Origin of the sequence: Pseudoclavibacter sp. RFBA6, from assembly GCF_002931575.1 — a bacterium.
Lineage (GTDB): Bacteria > Actinomycetota > Actinomycetes > Actinomycetales > Microbacteriaceae > Pseudoclavibacter > Pseudoclavibacter terrae.
This window is the reverse complement of the sequence record NZ_PSUA01000003.1, coordinates 275856-292828: the sequence shown is the minus strand read 5'-3', so window position 1 is coordinate 292828 and position 16973 is coordinate 275856. Positions and strand designations below refer to the sequence as shown.

Below are 16973 nucleotides of genomic sequence, written 5' to 3'. Positions count from 1 at the left end.
CGGCGCGCCGAGGGGCGGAGTTGTGGTCGTCGAAATCGCCCCACAACGACCACAAGGCCGCCCTCGCTGACTCCGCTGGCTACGCCACGCTGCGACCGCGTCAGCTCGTGCGGAGGCGGACCATCTCGGCGTAGCCCTCGCGGTAGCCGGGGTAGTCGAGCGTGCCGAGCAGCTGCAGCATCCGCTCGCCGCCCAGCAGCGTGCCGCTGGCCTCTTCCGGGTGGACGCGCGGGGGCGCGGCCACGCTGAGCTCTCCGGCCACGAAGGTGGCGACCTCACCCAGAGAGGCGGGGTGCGCATCAGTTGCGTGGAGCAACGGGGGCGCATCGTTCCGCTCGAGCATCGCCTCGATCGCCCGCACCAGGTCGCTCTCGTGCACTCGGTTGGTGCGACGCGCGTACTGGAGAGGGGCACCCTCGCGGACGCGCCTGACGAGGCTGTCCCGACCGGGACCGTAGATCCCTGACGGCCTGATGACGGATGCGCCGAACAGCTCGACAGCGCGACGCTCGCCGTCGACAAGCGCACGCGCGCGGTCCGAGGCGGGGGCTGGCGCGTCCGCTTCGCTGATCGGGTGGCCGTCGCCGCGCCCTTCGAACACGCGCGTCGACGACACGAAGACCACCCGGTCCGGGGCGCCGGGGAGGCTCGCCGCGAGCGCCTCGAGGGAGCGCCGATACCCGTCCGGCGCGACGACGCCGTCGACGGCGGGCGGCGGGAGCGTGATGACAAGAGCGTCCACGGCAGGCAGCGTGAGGGGCGGGGCCTTCGGGCTGGCGAGGTCCGCGGCGATGAGCTCGATGCCCGCCCCCGCGTCGCCTTCGCTCCGACGTATGCCGAAGACCTCCGTCCCGCGCGCGGCGTAGCGCTCCCCCAGTCGCGCGCCGAGCTTGCCGAAGCCCGCGATCAGCAGGCGGGCGGGCGCGGACGTCGGCGAGGCGGGGGTGCTCATCCCCCGAGCGTAGAACTCGACTCCCGCGAGTCGCCCCAGAGGGTCGCGACGACGCCCCTGAGAGCGGCCCCGAGCGGCAGCTCTCGGTGGCCAGACGCGCGAGGTCGACACCGGGCGACGCGTACCCACGGACGACTGGGCAGTCCGACGCCGCGGGCGTATCCTCGGGACGTGACCTCGGAGATCCTGACCCCGTACGAAGACCTGCTGCGCGACGTCCTCGAGAACGGCGCCCACAAGTCCGACCGCACCGGCACGGGAACGCGCAGCGTGTTCGGCCGCCAGCTGCGGTACGACCTGTCGGAGAGCTTCCCCCTCATCACCACGAAGCGCGTGCACTTCAAGTCCATCGCGTACGAGCTCCTGTGGTTCCTGCGCGGTGATTCGAATGTGCGCTGGCTGCAGGAGCGGGGCGTGAAGATCTGGGACGAGTGGGCCGATGAGAACGGCGACCTCGGCCCCGTCTACGGCGTGCAGTGGCGATCCTGGCCGACACCCGAGGGTGGCCACATCGACCAGATCGAGCAGGTCGTCGCGCAGATCCGCGCGAACCCCGACTCGCGCCGCCACATCGTCACCGCGTGGAACCCGGCCGAGATCTCCACCATGGCACTGCCCCCGTGCCACGCCCTCTTCCAGTTCTACGTCGCCGACGGCAAGCTCTCCTGCCAGCTGTACCAGCGCAGCGCCGATCTCTTCCTCGGCGTCCCGTTCAACATCGCGTCCTACGCCATGCTGACCCTCATGGTCGCGCAGCAGACGGGCCTCGAGCCCGGCGAGTTCGTGTGGACGGGCGGCGACGTGCACATCTACGACAACCACGAGGAGCAGGTGCGTGAGCAGCTCACCCGCGACCCGTACCCGTACCCGCAGCTGCGCATCCACCGTACGCCCGACACGATCTTCGACTACGAGTTCGAGGACTTCGAGGTCGCGAACTACGAGCATCACCCCACGATCCGCGCGGCGATCGCGGTATGAGCGACGCGGCGGGGGCTGCTTGGGCCGCGGATGCTGTGCGTGCGCAGGCTCACAGCGAGGCGACGGGCAGCCTGACGGTCGGGCTGGTGTGGGCGCAGGCGCGCGGCGGCGTGATCGGGGCCGACGGCGATATTCCCTGGCATGTGCCGGAGGACCTGGCGCACTTCAAGGCCGTCACGCTCAAGCACCCTGTGATCATGGGCCGGAAGACCTGGGACTCGCTGCCGGAGCGCTTCCGCCCGCTGCCGGGGCGCCGCAACATCGTGGTGACACGGCAGACCGAGTGGGCCTCCGAGGGCGCTGAACGGGCGGGGTCGCTCGAGGAGGCGCTTGCGCTCGTCGACGCATCGCTCGGCGACGGCGCTCCCGCTGGCAGCGACGACGTGGTCGCCCCGACGGAGGCCTGGGTCATGGGCGGCGGCGAGCTGTACCGTGAGGCGGTCGCCCGCGCCGACCGTCTCGAAGTCACTGAGATCGACCTCGACGTCGAGGGCGACGCGTACGCCCCGGATTGGTCGGTCGACGCCTGGCGGGTGGATGCGCGCGACCCGTCGGAGGGGTGGTTCGAGTCGCGCACCGGCATCCGCTACCGCTTCCTGAGCCTGAGCCGCCCACGCAGCTGATCGCTGCCAGTCGAATGGCCCTCCAGCGAGGCCCGCAGACGGCCATTCGACTGGCAGCGGTCGTGGAGGCTGCGGAGCAGCAGCGCGGGGGTCTCCGGATCGGCTACGCCTGAACCGGCCTCACCCGCAGGCCGCCGAACCCGCCGTCGACGGCGACCACGCTGCCGGTGGTGGACGCGGAACGCGGGGACGCGAGGTACGCCACGGCGCCGGCGACCTCGGCAGGGGTGACGAGCCTCCCCGTCGGCTGGCGAGCATTCATGGCCGCGCGTTCCGCCTCTGGGTCGGCGACGTTCGCGACCATCCGCTGCACCCACGGGGTATCGGTGGTGCCTGGCGAGACGGCGTTCACGCGGACGCCGTCGTGCACGTGGTCGGCGGCCATCGCGAGCGTCAACGCGTGCACGGCACCCTTGGTGGCCGAGTAGAGGGCGCGCTGCTGGATGCCCGTGGTGGCCGCGATCGACGTGAGGTTGACGATGGCTGCCGCGTCCGACTCGCGAAGCGCGGGCATCGCCGCGGCGCACACGCGAGCCACGCCCTGCACGTTCACGTCGAGCACGCGCGCCCAGTCCTCGTCGCTCGAGTCCTCGACGGTCCCGAACGCACCGATGCCGGCGCAGTTGACGACGACGTCGAGCCGGCCGAAGCGCTCGAGCACGGCCGCGACCCCCGCATCCACCGATCTCCTGTCGGACACGTCGACGCTCGCGCCGAAGGCCGGCCCCTCGACCGAGCCCCCGTTCAGGTCGAAGACGGCGACGTCGGCGCCGCGCGCGAGGAGCTCTTCGGCGACGGCCGCCCCGATCCCGGATGCACCGCCCGTGACGATCGCGACCCGCCCGCCGAACTCATCGCCGCTCATGCGGCGATCCCGACGCGACTCGACGAGTCGCGATGGGTTCCACTCTTCGGGATGGCTTGCAGCCCATCCCGAAGCGTGGAAGCCATCCCGAAAGATGTGGGAACGGACGGGCGGATCCCTGTGCAGGTCGAGACTCGACCTGCCGCGCCGTCGGCAGGCGCCACTCCGGCAGACTCGGGCTGGGAACGTCGCTTCGTTGCGGGAGACTCCCCCGAACGAAGCGCGTTTCCCATCCCGAAACGCGCGGCGCGGGACTGGGAGTGGGCGCGGGAACCGGCGCCCGCCATGCTCGTTGCGCTCACGAGGCGTCCTCGAAGCGCTGCCGTGCGGTGCCGAGGCCGTCGATGGAGAGCTCGACGACGTCGCCGTCGCGCAGGTAGGGGTTGCCGTCGATGCCGAGCGCGACGCCGGCGGGGGTGCCCGTGTTGATGAGGTCACCTGGCTGGAGCACCATGAACTGGCTCAGGTACCAGACGACGTGGTTGACGTCGAAGACCTGGTCGGCGGTCGTGCCGTTCTGACGTTGGACGCCGTTGACGCTGAGCCGGAGGCCGAGCGACTGCACGTCGGCGATCTCGTCGGGTGTCGCGACCCACGGCCCGAGCGGGTTGAAGGTCTCGCAGCTCTTGCCCTTGTCCCACTGGCCGCCGCGTTCGAGCTGGAACTCGCGCTCGCTCACGTCGTGCGAGAGGACGTAGCCGCCGATGACGTCTGCGGCGTCGGCTGGCGAGGCGAGGTAGCGGGCCTCACGGGCGATGACGATGCCGAGTTCGACTTCCCAGTCGGTCTTGACCGAGGTGCGGGGGATGCGGACGGCGTCGAAGGGGCCGACGATCGTCGAGGGGTCCTTCATGAAGATGACCGGTTCCTCGGGTATCGCGGCTCCTGTCTCGGCGGCGTGGTCTCGGTAGTTGAGGCCGATGCAGACGATCTTCACGGGGCGCGCGATGGGGGCGGCGAGGTCGAGTCCTTCGAGGGCTCGCCCCTGAGTGGCGAGGGCGGCGGCTTCGAGCTCGCCGAGCTGCTCCGCCGAGCGGGCGAGCAGTTCGCCGTCGACCTGGTCGACGCCGGTGAGGTCGTAGACCCGGTCGCCGTCGACGATGCCTGGCACGACTCGGTCGCCGTCGCGACGCTGAACGAATCTCACGGTGTTTCCTCCTGGGGGTCTGTGTGGATGCTTGGGGTGCTCGGAATGCTTCGGGTGCTGATGCTTCTGGGGTCGATGAGCCCCCGCTGGGCGAGGTCGAACCACAGTTCTGCGGGGACGTCGACGGATGCTCGCCGCAGGTTGTCGCGCACCTGCGCGGCGCTGCGCATCCCGAGCGCGATTCCGGCGACTGCGGGGTGCTGCAGGGGGAACGCGAGGGCCGCATCCGGCAACGTCACTCCGTGTCGCTCGCACGTGTCCGCGATGTGGTGAACCCGCTCGAGCACCTCGGGCGGCGCTGGGAGGTAGTTGTAGACGGCGTCCGGGCCGGGGCGAGGAGTCGAGAGCAGGCCGGAGTTGTAGACGCCGACGGCGATGACGGATGCCCCTGCCCTGCGGGCGGGTTCGAGCACGCTCTCGAGGCCTGGCTGCTCGAGCAGCGTGTAGCGGCCCGCGAGCATGGCGACGTCGATGAGGCGCTCGTCGAAGAGTGTGCCGAGCTGGCTGGTCTCGTTGGTGCCGACGCCGATCGCACCGACGACTCCCTCGTCGCGCAGCTCGCGCAGCGTCACGAGCGCTTCGCGGGCGGCCCCTTCGCTGAAGGCGTCGGGGTCGTGCACGAACGCGATGTCGATTCGGTCGGTGCCGAGGCGCTCGAGGCTGCCCTCAAGGCTGCGGAGCACGCCGTCGCGGCTGAAGTCCCAGCGCCTCACGAGGGTGTCGGGCACGACGAAGCCGTCGTCGAGGCCGGAGGGTTCCGGATTGGGCACGAGCAGTCGGCCGACCTTCGTGGAGATGACGAGTTCGTCGCGCGGGTAGGCCGCGAGCGCCGCCCCGAGGCGTCGCTCGGAGAGCCCGAGTCCGTAGTGCGGGGCCGTGTCGAAGTACCGGATGCCGGCATCCCAGGCGGCGGTCACGGCGCCCGCGGCCTCCTCGTCGCTCGTCTCGCGGTAGAGGTTGCCGAGCGAGGCGGCACCGAACCCGATGCGGCTGACGTGCACGGCGGAGTCGCCGATGCGTCGCCGCGGCAGACCTGGGCTGTGCGGAGCTCTGCGGGTGCCGGCGGATGCATCCCCCGCAGGTTCGGGGCTGAAGCCGTCGGAGTCGCCGGCCGTCCGAGAGCCGCTGGCCGCGCTCACGCGCCCACCCCGCGCATCCCGTACACCCGGTCGGCGGTGCCGACGTCGATCTGCCGCTGCTCGGCAAGGCTCAGTGACGCGGTGGCGGATCGGTACGCATCGATCCAGTCGCGGTAGCCGCCGCGCGTGAGCCGGACGAGTGGCCAGTCGGACCCGAACATGAGACGCGACGGTCCGAACAGCTCGAGCGCCGGGTCGATGGCACGCGCCACGGCCGACTGCGACCAGTCGCCCCAGTCGTCCTCGATCGTGAGACCGGAGATCTTCGCGGCCACGTTCGGCAGCGCCGCGAGCTGCCGCAGTCCGGAGTGCCAGGTCTCGAGCTCGCCCGTCGACAGCGGGGGCTTGCCGAGGTGGTCGAGCACGAAGGTCGTTCCTGGCACGCGCCGCGCGAGGCGTGCGGCCTGCTCGAGCTGCCATGGCCTGATCACGAGATCGAAGCTCAGACCCCGCGTGCCGAGCTCGGCCAGGCCCGCGGCGACGTCGTCGCGGGAGAGCCACCGCTCGTCCTCGTCGATGTGCACCGGATGTCTGATGCCGACGAGCTTCGACGCGCCCGGGTGCCTGGCGAGGTGATCCAGCTGCAGGCGCACGCCGTCCGCCCCACCGCGCAGGTCCACCCAGCCGACGACGCCGACCACCTCGTGCGCCTCCAGCGCCTCGTCGAGGAGGAAGTCGTTCTCGAGGAGCGTGCGGTCGGACTGCACGACCACGGCGCGGGTCACGCCGACCTCGCGCAGCTGCGCGGTCAGGTCCGTGCCGGAGAACTCGCGGTCGATGGCCGGCATGGAGTCCGGGTCGATCCAGGTCTGCGGCACCACCGATCGGTCCCAGAGGTGCACGTGCGTGTCGAGCGGGATGCGCGAAGTCGCGACACATACCCCGCGCTCACTCGCCTCCACCGCACGTGACCCCGCGCCCCGCGTGCTCATCCCTTCGTGCCGCCCGCGGTCATGCCGTCGACGAGGAAGCGCTGCGAGAAGAGGAAGATGATGACGATCGGCGCGACCGACAGCAGTGTCGCGAGGGCGAGCGTCGGCAGCTCGATGACGATGCTCGTCGCGGTCGTCGGGTTGAACTGCGGCACGTTGGAGAGCAGATTCGCGAGGCCGACCTGCACCGGCACGTTCTTGCCGCCCACCATGAGGAAGGGCAGGAAGTAGTTGTTCCAGTTGCCGGTGAAGCTGAAGAACCCGACCAGCGCGATGACGGGTGCGGCGAGCGGCATCGCGACCTGCGCGAAGACTCGGAGCTCGCTGGCGCCGTCGATGCGTGCGGCGTCGAGCAGGTCTCGGGACACCGCCGTGGAGAAGTAGATGTAGGTCAGGTACACGCCGAATGGGAAGAACGAGAACGGCAGGATCACGGCAAGTGGAGATCCGATGAGCTTGACTGCGCTCAGCTCGAGGAAGATCGGCAGCACGAGGGCGGTGTTCGGGATGAGCATGACGATGAGCGTCACGAGCAGCAGCGCCTTGCGGCCCTTGAAGTTGCCGAGCGCGAGGGCGTAGCCGGCGGGGACGCTCACGATGAGCGTGATGACGAGGGCGCCGAACGAGTAGAGCGCCGAGTTCCCGATCCAGGTGAGGAAGATGCCGTTCTGGAAGCTGAACAGCTGCTCCCAGTTGGTGGCCAGCTGCTCCAACGAGCCGAACGACATGGGGTTCTCGAGCAGCAGCGAGCGGGCATCCTTCGTGCCGGCGAGGAGGAGCCACACGATCGGGAGCAGGAAGAACACGACGAACGAGGCGATGACTGCGCCGAGCACGATGCGCATGATCCACTCGCCCGGTGTGAGCTTCCGGGCGAGCGCCTTGGTCGGCGGATGCGCGGTGTCCTGGTGCTCGACGTTCCTTGAGATCACGGTGTCAGTCACGTTCGAACAGCTTTCCCTTGAGGATGAAGATCGTCGAGAGCGCGAGGGCGACGACGAGGAGCGTGATGGAGATGGCCGCGGAGCCCGAGAAGTCGCCCTGCTTGAACGCGTAGAGGTAGGCGAGCTGGTTGAGGGAGTAGTCCTCCGGCACGACGCCGCGGCTGGCCTGCGAGAGCACGCGCGGCTCGACGAAGAGCTGCGTTCCCGCGGCGAGCGACATGATGCCCATGTAGGAGATCCACTTGGTCATCATGGGCAGCTGGATGTGGAGGGCCACCTGCAGGGGGTTGGCGCCGTCGACCTTCGCCGCTTCGATGACCTCGTTGCTGATGTTGTTGAGCGCGCCGTACATGATGACGATCCAGCTGCCGGCCCCGGTCCAGAACGCGATGACGGTGAAGACGATCGGCAGGTTGTCGATGGAGACGGTGCGGATGAGCGAGTCGTAGCCCATTGCACGCAGGAGGCCGGCGACGGGGCTGACGGTGGGGTCGAGCAGGAACAGCCAGAGCATGACGCTCGATGCCCCCGCGATGGCGCCCGGGATGTAGTAGAGGAAGCGGATGCTGACGCTCAGCCACTTCGCGCGGATCGAATGCACGATGATGGCCAGGAACACGACCAGCACGATGAGGCTGATCAGCCAGAAGACGATGTACAGCGTGACGTGGCCGACGGCAGGCAGGAAGCGGTAGTCGCCGAAGACGCGGACGAAGTTGTCGATGCCGACGAAGACGCCGTTCTCGGTGATCGAGAGGAAGACCGCGTAGAGCGTCGGGACGATGCCGAAGGCGAGGAGCAGCAGCACGTAGCCGCTGACGAAGATGTACCCGAAGCGGGTCTCGTTCGCGAGCGGGTTAGCGGCGCGCTGTCGCCCCGCCTTGCGTGGCTTCCTCGGTCCTGCCGGGTCGGCGTCGCTCTGGGGAGCGGCGCCGACCGCGGGTGCAGACCGCGTCTCGGATTCGAGCGGGGTGGAGGTCATTCGGCGACCGTGTACCCGTTCACCTGTGCCTCGTTGAGCACTTCGGTCTGCCAGGCGGGGAGCACCGACTCGATGGTCTTGCCTTCGGCGATGGCGGGCATCACGGTCGTCGCCCATCCGGTCTCGGGGCTGAAGCGCGCCGATGCCCAGCCGCTCCAGATGCTGCCGCCCGCGTCGATCATCTGCTGCTCGAAGCCGTCGATGAAGTAGCCGGTGTCGGCGAGCTTGCCGAGCCACCCCTCAGCGGCCGACGAGTACGCCGGGTAGCCGCTCGAGAGCTCGACCTGGAATTCGGGGGCGCTGACCGCGAACTCGAGGAACGTCTTGACCGCTTCGAGGTTCTTGGTGTGGCTGGAGGCGTACCAGATGCCGCCGCCGACGTTGCCTGTGGCGATCTCCTCGCCCTCCCAGGCGAGCGGGGCCGCGACGCCCAGCTGCCCTTCCGGCACCTGGAGTCCGCTCTGGAAGACGGCGCCCGTGTACCAGACCGGCCCGGGCATGACGACGACCTTGTCGGCGTACTTCGACGTGAACTCGGCGCTGAACACGCTGTCCTGCACGATCGTGCCGTTCGCGATCATCTTGTCGAGGATCTTGGTGATCTCCACCGAGTTCTCCGACTCCATGTCGGCGACGAAGGTGTCGCCCTCGGTCTGGAAGACCGGCGACTGCGAGCCCTGGTAGTAGACGTATGGCATGAAGGCGTCGCCGACGCTGCCGAGGATGTAGCCCGGGTGCTCGGCTGCGAGCTTGTCGCCGAGCTGCCCGTATTCCTCCCACGTCGTCGGCACGTCGTAGCCGAACTGGTCGAGCAGCGACTGGTTGTAGTAGGTGACGACCTGCGCGAGGTCGTTGCGGAGGCCGTACACGGTGTCGTCGATCGTGGACGGGTCGAGGGCACCGGTGGAGAAGCCGTCGAGGAACTCCTGGTCGAAGAAGCCCTTGTTGAGGGGAGCTGCGAAGCCCTGCCCGCCACCCGGTGCCGGCTGGGACGCCCACGAGGCGTCGTTCTGCTGCGTCGAGAAGACGACGTCCGGCCATCCTTCGCCCGCCTGGTCCATGAGCGCGATGCGCGTCTGGAAGGTGCCGCTGCCACCGGCGTTGCCGTCGTAGACCTCGTATTCGATGGGCACGTCGGGGTTGGCTTCCTGGAAGGCCGCGATTGCCGGTTCGCGGGCCGCGTCGACCCACACCATGATGGGGCTGCCGGCTTCCTGCTCTGCCGTTTGGAACCCGTACTCGCTGTTGACCTCTCCGCTGGCTCCTCCGGCGCATCCGGCGAGCAGCAGGGCTGATGCAGCAGCTGCCGCGATGGTGGCGATGCGCCTGCTTCGGCGCTTCTGGGACGAATCTTGCAACATTGTGCGTCCTTCTCTGGTCGACGTCGTTGACGACTGCTGCCCGCATCTCGGGGTGGTGCGATTACATCATACGTCTGACGTTAGATCAAGACTCGTGATAGCGCTGCCAGAACGTTACTCCGATCGAGGACGGCGAACAGACTGCCCCAGCAGGATCCCGAGCAGCACCAACGCCATACCCACCCCCTGCTGCCAGGTGAGCACCTCGCCGGCAACGAGCGTTCCGAGAAGGACACCCGTGACCGGGTTCAGGAGCCCGATCAGACCGGTCGTCCCTGCCGTGAGGTTCTTGAGCCCGGCGAACCAGGCGAGGTACGCGAGGGCCGTCGAGACGAGGCCGACGTAGGCGAGCGCTGCGATCGCGGGCCCGTCGTAGCTCGGCATCGGCCCCTCGATGAGCAGCGCGACGGGGAGCAGCACGGCCCCGCCGCCCACGAGCTGCCAGGCGGTGAGCGGCAGCAGCTCGACGTCGCTCCCCCACCGCTTCACCAGGACGAAGCCGAACGACGCGAGCGCCATGGCGGCGACGGATGCGGCGACCCCCATCCAGTCGACGGCTCCTGCTCCCGTCGCGAGCATGAGCACGACCCCGGCGAGGCCGGTGGCGGCACCCAGGACGGGGAGGACACGCAACCGCTCGCCGAGCATGGAGACGGCGAAGACCATCATGACGATAGGCGAAGCAGCCATGATCATCGACGCGATGCTCGACGGGAGCAGCTGCGACGCGACGTAGACCAGGGCGAAGAACGCGCTCATGTTGATGGTGCCGAGCACGACGGCTCGCCACCACCACGCGCCCTTGGGCAGCTTCCTGGCGAAGAGGAGGAGGACGAGCCCGGCCGGCAGCGCGCGCAGCACGGCACCCCAGAGCGGCGCGTCCGCTGGGAGGAAGGAGCCCATGACGGAGTAGTTGCTCCCCCAGGCGATTGGTGCGATCGCCGTCATGAGCATCCAACGCCATTTAGCTTCCATGGAAGACAGTCTAGCTTCCATGGAAGCTAGACTGTCGACATGACCGCCCCCGCTGACCGCGTCGCCCAGATCCTCGCCGAGTGGGCACGCGAGCGCCCGGACCTCGACGCATCCCCCATGGGCGTGATCGGGCGCATCCACCGCATCGCCCTGCACCTCACCGACGAGCTCACCCGGGTCTACCGAGAGTTCGGTCTCGGCGAAGGCGACTTCGACGTGCTCGCCACCCTGCGGCGGGCCGGCGCGCCATTCGAGCGCACGCCAAGCGAGCTCGCCACATCGACCATGGTCACGACGGGCGCCATGACCAAGCGAGTCGACCGACTCGAAGGCGCGGGCCTCGTCTCCAGACGGGTCAGCGAAGCGGATGGGCGGGGCCGCGTCGTGCAGCTCACCGCGCCTGGGCTCGAGGTCATCGACCGGGCGTACTCGCGACACCTCGAGAACGAGGAGCGACTCCTCTCCGGCGTGAGCGAAGTCGACCGGGCCGCGCTCGCACGCATCCTCGGCCACTGGCTGGCCGACGTCGAGGGCACCGGGCGGGGCGCTTCCCTAGACTGACGCCATGACTGCTCCCCAGGCGACGGGCCGCGACTCCGAGCTCCCGGACGAGGCGCACGGCATCGCCGAGCGCCTGTCGCGCATGGTGCGGGTGGAGACGGTCTCGACTGGCGTCCCTGAGCGCGACTCTGGCCCGCTCCAGGACTTCCTCGCCCTGATCGAGGAGCTGTACCCGCTGGTTCACCAGCGACTCGAACGGGAGCGCGTCACCGACCGGGGCGTGCTGTACCGCTGGCCCACGACGGCCGACGACGACCACCTCGGCGGCACCACCCCCGGCGGTCCGGTGGTGCTCATGGCGCACTTCGACGTCGTCCCGGCCTTCGAATCGGAGGGGTGGACGCATCCGCCATTCGACGGCGCCATCGCCGACGGCTCCGTGTGGGGCCGCGGCACCCTCGACGACAAGGGGGCGCTCTGCGTGATCCTGGAAGCCGTCGAATCACTGCTCGGCGAAGGCTTCGCGCCCGCACGCGACGTGTACCTGTGGTTCGGCGGCGACGAGGAGACCGGCTCGGAAGCCGCGACCGCGGCCGCGGCGCTGTTCCGCGAGCGCGGGCTCACGCCATGGCTGGTACTCGACGAAGGCGGTGCCGTCGTGGATGCCCCCCTGCCGTTCATCGACGTGCCAGCGGCCATGATCGGCGTCGGCGAGAAGGGGTCGGTGAACGTCGTCCTGGAGGCGAGCGGAGACGCGGGGCACGCGTCGGCGCCCTCCGGGCTCACGCCAACGGCCCGCATAGCGAGGGCAGTGACGAGAGTGGAACGCAGTCCGTTCCCCGCTCGGCTGACTCCGGCGGCCCGCGAGATGTTCGCGACGTTCATCCCTCACGCCCGGGGCCGCGGCAGGGTCACCCTCGAGTCCTTCACGCGGACGCCGCTGCTCGCCGCGCAGTCGCTGGCCCGTCTCGGCGGCGATGCGGCCGCACTCGTGCGCACGACCCTCGCGACGACGCGCCTCAACGGCGGCACCGCCGACAACGTGCTCCCCGCGAGCGCGAGCGCGACCCTCAACTGCCGCATCGCGCCGGGCGAGAGCGTCGCCTCCACGCTGCGGCACGTGCGGCGGGCGGTCCGCGACCGGCAGGTGCGCATCCGCTGCACTGACCCGAACGAGCCGACTGCGCTCGCCCCGACGGACAACCGGCAGTTCGGGCTCCTGCGCGACGCCGCACGCCTCGCCTATCCGGAGGCCGTCGCCGCGCCCTACATCACGCTCGCCGCCACCGACGCGAAGCACTTCCAGCGCTTCGCGCCTGCCACCTACCGCTTCGCGCCGCTCGCCATGGATGCGAGGCAGCGCGCGTCGATCCACGGCGTCGACGAGCGCGTCTCGATCGCGAGCCTCCGCGCGGGCAAGCTCTTCCACGAGACCCTGCTGCGCTCGCTCTGATTCCCGCGTTCCTCGACCGGCGCCCGACGGCCTGTCCCCGGCAGGGCCTCGAACTGACGGCCAGACGGCGCAGACCGGTTGGTAGGTGGGGCGCGACGGCGGCAGTACAGTGATTCCACCCAGAACGACGGACGACACCGTGGCCGTCCGGCACGACGCACCACCCAGCCCCACCCCGGCCAGCACAGAGGCCGGAGTTCGGGCACCCGATGCTCCAACGCAGCCCCGCTCGAGGAAAGGCACCACCGTGCACCGTCTCCGCTCCGCCGGCTTCGCGTCGATCGCCGGCATCGTCGGCTTCCTCGCGTTCGTCGAATTCACGAGCGGGATACTGCAGGGCTACTACACCCCGCTGCTCACCGACATCGCCCGCCACCTCGGCATCCACGACGCCGACGTCAACTGGCTCGAGGGCGCGCAGCTCATGCTGTCGGCCCTGGTCGTGCCGGTGCTCGCGAAGCTCGGCGACATGCTCGGGCAACGCAAGGTGCTGCTCGTCTCCACCGCGGTCACCGCGCTGGCGTCGTTCGGCCTCGTGTTCGCGCAGGAGTTCTGGATGTTCCTCGTCGCCTGGGCGCTGCAGGGCTTCTACGTCATCTGGCTGCCGATCGAGATCGCACTCGTCTGGTCGCGCACGCGCGAGCGCCCGAACTCCGCGCGCCTCACCCGCACATCCGCCGGCGTGCTCGTCGCGGCCCTGCAGCTCGGAGCCATCGCCGGGGCGCTCAGCGCGGGCGCACTCGCCGAAACCCTGCCGGTGCCGGTGCTGCTGCTGATCCCGGCCGTCGCGGTTGCGCTCTGCTTCTTCGTGATCCTCTTCGGAGTGAAGGAGGCCCCCAACCCGGTCGGCGGCAGCCTCGACTACCCCGGCCTGCTGCTCCTGAGCTTCGCCCTCATCGCCTTCACCGGCGGCCTGAGCCTGCTGCGCGTCAACGGGCCAGCAGACCTCTTCTCCTGGCTCATCGTGGTGGTGGGCCTGGCCCTGCTCGCCGTCTTCGCGCGAGTCGAGCTCAGCCGACCCGATCCCCTCATCGACGTGCGCCTCTTCCGCTCCTCGGCGCTCTGGCCCGTGTTCCTGACGGCCGGCCTCTTCGGGGTGAGCGTGCTCGGCGCGCAGGCGCCCCTCTCGACCTTCGCCCGCACCGACCCGAGCGTGTACGGATACGGGCTGGGCGCATCCGCTGGCCAGACGTCGATCCTCATCGGCTCGTACGTGCTCTCCATGGTCGCCGGCGCGCTGCTCTACGCGCAGGTCACGAAGCTGCTGGCGCCCCGCCTCGCGCTCATCGGCGCCAGCGGCCTCGTCGCGACGGGCTACCTGCTGTTCCTGCCCTTTCACGACGGATACGTGCAGGCGGTCACCAACATGGTCATCGCGGGCATCGGGTCAGGCGCACTCGTCGCGGCGCTTCCCTCCGCGGCGGCGGCCGCAGCCCCGGCGACCCAGACGGGCGTCGCGACCGGATTGACGAACTCGGTGAAGACGCTGGGCGGGGCCATGGCGTCGTGCGTGTTCGGCATCGCCCTGCTCGGCACGCTGACGAGCGCCCCGACCGCGGGCGAGGGCACGGCGGGCTCCCTCACGGGCTACTTCACGGTGTGGACCGTCTGCGGCCTGACGGCCGTGGCCGCCGCAGCTGCACTCTGCTTCGTGCCGAAGACGGCGTTCCAGGATGCGCCCGAGCGGGTCGGCCAGCCGCCCGTCGCCGTGTAGCGCCCGCGCATCCCTCAGCCATGGGCGGGGGCAGCGAGCGGCAGGCGCACCGTGAAGCGCGTGGCGCCGGGTCGGCTGTCGACGGCGATCGCGCCGCCGTGCGCATCCACGACGCTCTTCACGATGGAGAGGCCGAGGCCTGTTCCCCTGGTCACCGGGATGTCGCTCGACTCCGTCTCGCCGCGGGCGCGTGACGTGTCGCCGCGCACGAAGCGCTCGAAGAGGTGGTCGAGCACGGCGGGGTCGATGCCGGGGCCGTCGTCGAGGACGCTGAGCACCGCGAACCCGCCGTCGACGCCGAGCGTCAGCGTGACGTTGGTGCCAGCCGGCGTGTGCGCGTCCGCGTTGGCCAGCAGGTTCGAGACGACGCGGCGCAGCTGGCCCTCGACTCCAACCACCTCGATCGGCTCGCCGGGGATGTCGAGGTTCCAGTGGTGGTCGGGCCACGCCGCGTGCGCGTCGCCGACCGTCTCGAGGGCGATGAGGGACAGGTCGACCCTGCTGCGGGTGGCCTCCACGCCCTCGTCGAGTCGCGCGAGCAGGAGCAGCTCCTCGACGAGCGCGGTCATGCGGACGGACTCGGAGTCGATGCGCTCGAGCGCGCGCGCCGTGTCCTCCGGCAGGTCGGCGCGGCTGCGGCGTGTCAGCTCGGAGTAGCCGCGGATCGACGCGAGGGGCGTGCGCAGCTCGTGGCTCGCATCCGCGACGAACTGCCGCATCTTCGCCTCGCTCGCCTCCCTGGCCGTGAAGGCGCGGGAGATGTGCCCGAGCATCGTGTTGAATGCCTGCCCCATGCGCCCGACCTCGGTTCGCGGGTCGGCGTCACGCGGGTCGACGCGCACGTCGAGCGCGGCGTCACCCGAGGTGAGCGGGAGCTTCGAGATGCTGGTCGCGAGGTGCTCGACCCGTTCGAGTGGGGCCATGGACGCGCGGATCCAGCGAGACGTGAACAGCGCGGCGAGCGCGATGCCGAGCAGCCCGATGAGGCCGATCATGAGACTCAGCGTCGTGGTCGTCGCGTTGACGTCGCCGAGCGGGAGCGCGATGACGACGCCGTACCCGGCGGGCCCTTCGCTCGCCTGCGCCCTCACCTCGCCGATGCCGTCGACGGTGACCGTGTGCGCCCGCCCGTCCAGGGGCACGCTCGCGAGTGACTCCGCGGTACTCGGCGAGATGAGGACGACCTCGCCGAGGCTGTCGAGGGCGCCGGCTGAGATGACCTCGCCGCCGTCAATGACCGCCCCGACCGTACCCTCGGCCTGGCCGGGCAGCTTCAGCACGAAGGTCGCGTTCGGTGTGAGCGACAGCGGCCCGCCCGTGTCACCCGGGCCGGATGCGCCCTCGCGCCCCCGGTCGCTGGCGGAGAGCAGCTGCTGGTCGAGCCGGTCGACGAGCACGTTGTGCAGCAGTGAGACGCTCACGGCGCCGATGACGGCGGTGACGGTGACGAGCGTCGCGACGAGCCCGAGCACGAGCCTCCGGCGAAGCGTCATCGGTGCGCGGCCCTGCGGGGTGGCCGCTTCGGCGTGCCCTCCCTGTCCGACGGGCGAGGGCGGGGCGGGGGCCCAGGCGGGAGCCGCAGAACCGTCGACCGCGCCCCCTCCAGAGGTCATTCGGTCGCCTTGAGCATGTACCCCACGCCGCGCACCGTGCTGATCATGGGCTCCCGGCCGGCGTCGACCTTCTTGCGCAGGTAGGAGATGTACAGCTCGACGACGGTCTCGCGCCCGCCGAAGTCGTAGCTCCACACGTGGTCGAGGATCTGCGCCTTCGAGAGCACTCGGCGCGGATTGCGCATGAGGAAGCGGAGCAGCTCGAACTCGGTGGCCGTGAGCTCGATGAGGTCGTCGCCTCGGCGAACCTCGTAGCTCTCCTCGTCGAGGCTGAGGTCCCCGACGCGGAGCACGGGATCATTCGCGGCGCCCTGCGTGAGCATGGACCGTCGCACGAGGCCGCGGACGCGGGCGATGACCTCCTCGAGGCTGAAGGGCTTGGTGACGTAGTCGTCCCCGCCCGCGGTGAGTCCGGCGAGGCGGTCGGCGAGCGCATCCTTCGCCGTGAGGAAGAGCACGGGCAGCGTCTCGTCGTCGGCGCGGATGCGGTGCAGGAGGGTGAGCCCGTCCGTGTCGGGGAGCATGATGTCGAGGATCGCGGCGTGCGGCTTGAATTCTCGGGCGACCTTGATCGCAGACGCGCCATCCGCGGCGGTGCGGACTTCCCAGCCCTCGTAGCGCAGCGCCATCCGGAGGAGGTCGGTGAGCGAGGGCTCGTCATCGACGACGAGCACTCGGATGGCGGACCCGTCGGCCGCCGTGAGCTTCGGGCCGAGCCGCGAGCTCGACTGATCGGTTGCAGGCATGGCTCCAGTCTCCTCCTTTAACTATGGAGCACCTATGAGCCGCCT

Annotated in this window: 16 protein-coding genes; 5 read left to right on the top strand and 11 right to left on the bottom strand. The window is 70.0% G+C overall.

Going from position 1 to position 16973, the window contains the following annotated elements; genetic code table 11:
* Positions 1 to 100: 100 nt before the first annotated feature.
* Positions 101 to 952, bottom strand: coding sequence for a sugar nucleotide-binding protein (locus tag C5C17_RS01940; RefSeq protein ID WP_104251680.1), 852 nt, complete (start codon positions 950 to 952; stop codon positions 101 to 103).
* Between the two features lie 171 nt (positions 953 to 1123).
* Here C5C17_RS01940 and C5C17_RS01935 point away from each other — a divergent pair, with 171 nt between their 5' ends.
* A complete protein-coding gene (locus C5C17_RS01935; protein WP_104251679.1) occupies positions 1124 to 1933 on the top strand; it encodes a thymidylate synthase in 810 nt (269 codons plus the stop codon).
* Positions 1930 to 2556, top strand: coding sequence for a dihydrofolate reductase (locus tag C5C17_RS01930; protein WP_104251678.1), 627 nt, complete (start codon positions 1930 to 1932; stop codon positions 2554 to 2556). The genes C5C17_RS01935 and C5C17_RS01930 overlap by 4 nt, the downstream gene beginning before the upstream one ends.
* A gap of 103 nt (positions 2557 to 2659) precedes the next feature.
* Here C5C17_RS01930 and C5C17_RS01925 read toward each other — a convergent pair whose 3' ends face one another.
* The 8 genes from C5C17_RS01925 to C5C17_RS01890 form a co-directional block, all read right to left on the bottom strand.
* Positions 2660 to 3421: an SDR family NAD(P)-dependent oxidoreductase gene (locus tag C5C17_RS01925; protein WP_104251677.1), complete on the bottom strand. Its 762-nt coding sequence runs from the start codon at positions 3419 to 3421 to the stop codon at positions 2660 to 2662.
* 298 nt (positions 3422 to 3719) lie between these two features.
* Entirely contained in the window at positions 3720 to 4568 is an 849-nt protein-coding gene (locus tag C5C17_RS01920) for a fumarylacetoacetate hydrolase family protein (RefSeq protein WP_104251676.1), read from the bottom strand.
* Positions 4565 to 5707, bottom strand: coding sequence for an aldo/keto reductase (locus tag C5C17_RS01915; RefSeq protein WP_258065803.1), 1143 nt, complete (start codon positions 5705 to 5707; stop codon positions 4565 to 4567). Before C5C17_RS01915 ends, C5C17_RS01920 begins: the two co-directional genes overlap by 4 nt.
* Positions 5704 to 6639 (bottom strand): amidohydrolase, encoded by a 936-nt coding sequence (locus C5C17_RS01910; protein WP_104251675.1) that lies wholly within the window; start codon positions 6637 to 6639, stop codon positions 5704 to 5706. The genes C5C17_RS01915 and C5C17_RS01910 overlap by 4 nt, the downstream gene beginning before the upstream one ends.
* A complete protein-coding gene (locus tag C5C17_RS01905) occupies positions 6636 to 7583 on the bottom strand; it encodes a carbohydrate ABC transporter permease (protein ID WP_258065801.1) in 948 nt (315 codons plus the stop codon). The genes C5C17_RS01910 and C5C17_RS01905 overlap by 4 nt, the downstream gene beginning before the upstream one ends.
* Positions 7576 to 8565: a carbohydrate ABC transporter permease gene (locus tag C5C17_RS01900; RefSeq protein WP_104251674.1), complete on the bottom strand. Its 990-nt coding sequence runs from the start codon at positions 8563 to 8565 to the stop codon at positions 7576 to 7578. Before C5C17_RS01900 ends, C5C17_RS01905 begins: the two co-directional genes overlap by 8 nt.
* Positions 8562 to 9926, bottom strand: coding sequence for an ABC transporter substrate-binding protein (locus C5C17_RS01895; RefSeq protein WP_104251673.1), 1365 nt, complete (start codon positions 9924 to 9926; stop codon positions 8562 to 8564). The genes C5C17_RS01900 and C5C17_RS01895 overlap by 4 nt, the downstream gene beginning before the upstream one ends.
* 114 nt (positions 9927 to 10040) lie before the next feature.
* The gene (locus C5C17_RS01890) at positions 10041 to 10901 is read right to left on the bottom strand and encodes a DMT family transporter (protein WP_104251672.1); all 861 of its coding nucleotides are present in this window, start codon (positions 10899 to 10901) and stop codon (positions 10041 to 10043) included.
* Positions 10902 to 10940: 39 nt separating this feature from the next.
* Between C5C17_RS01890 and C5C17_RS01885 the strand changes: the two genes are divergently transcribed.
* From C5C17_RS01885 to C5C17_RS01875, 3 genes are all read left to right on the top strand, one after another.
* Positions 10941 to 11462: a MarR family winged helix-turn-helix transcriptional regulator gene (locus C5C17_RS01885; RefSeq protein WP_104251671.1), complete on the top strand. Its 522-nt coding sequence runs from the start codon at positions 10941 to 10943 to the stop codon at positions 11460 to 11462.
* 4 nt (positions 11463 to 11466) lie between these two features.
* The gene (locus tag C5C17_RS01880; RefSeq protein WP_104251670.1) at positions 11467 to 12855 is read left to right on the top strand and encodes a M20/M25/M40 family metallo-hydrolase; all 1389 of its coding nucleotides are present in this window, start codon (positions 11467 to 11469) and stop codon (positions 12853 to 12855) included.
* Between the two features lie 247 nt (positions 12856 to 13102).
* Entirely contained in the window at positions 13103 to 14569 is a 1467-nt protein-coding gene (locus C5C17_RS01875) for an MFS transporter (protein ID WP_104251669.1), read from the top strand.
* Between the two features lie 14 nt (positions 14570 to 14583).
* Here C5C17_RS01875 and C5C17_RS01870 read toward each other — a convergent pair whose 3' ends face one another.
* Both C5C17_RS01870 and C5C17_RS01865 read right to left on the bottom strand, forming a co-directional pair.
* Positions 14584 to 16182, bottom strand: a complete 1599-nt coding sequence (locus tag C5C17_RS01870) for a cell wall metabolism sensor histidine kinase WalK (RefSeq protein ID WP_104251668.1) — start codon at positions 16180 to 16182, stop codon at positions 14584 to 14586.
* Positions 16179 to 16928, bottom strand: a complete 750-nt coding sequence (locus C5C17_RS01865; protein WP_104251667.1) for a response regulator transcription factor — start codon at positions 16926 to 16928, stop codon at positions 16179 to 16181. The genes C5C17_RS01870 and C5C17_RS01865 overlap by 4 nt, the downstream gene beginning before the upstream one ends.
* Positions 16929 to 16973 lie beyond the last annotated feature (45 nt).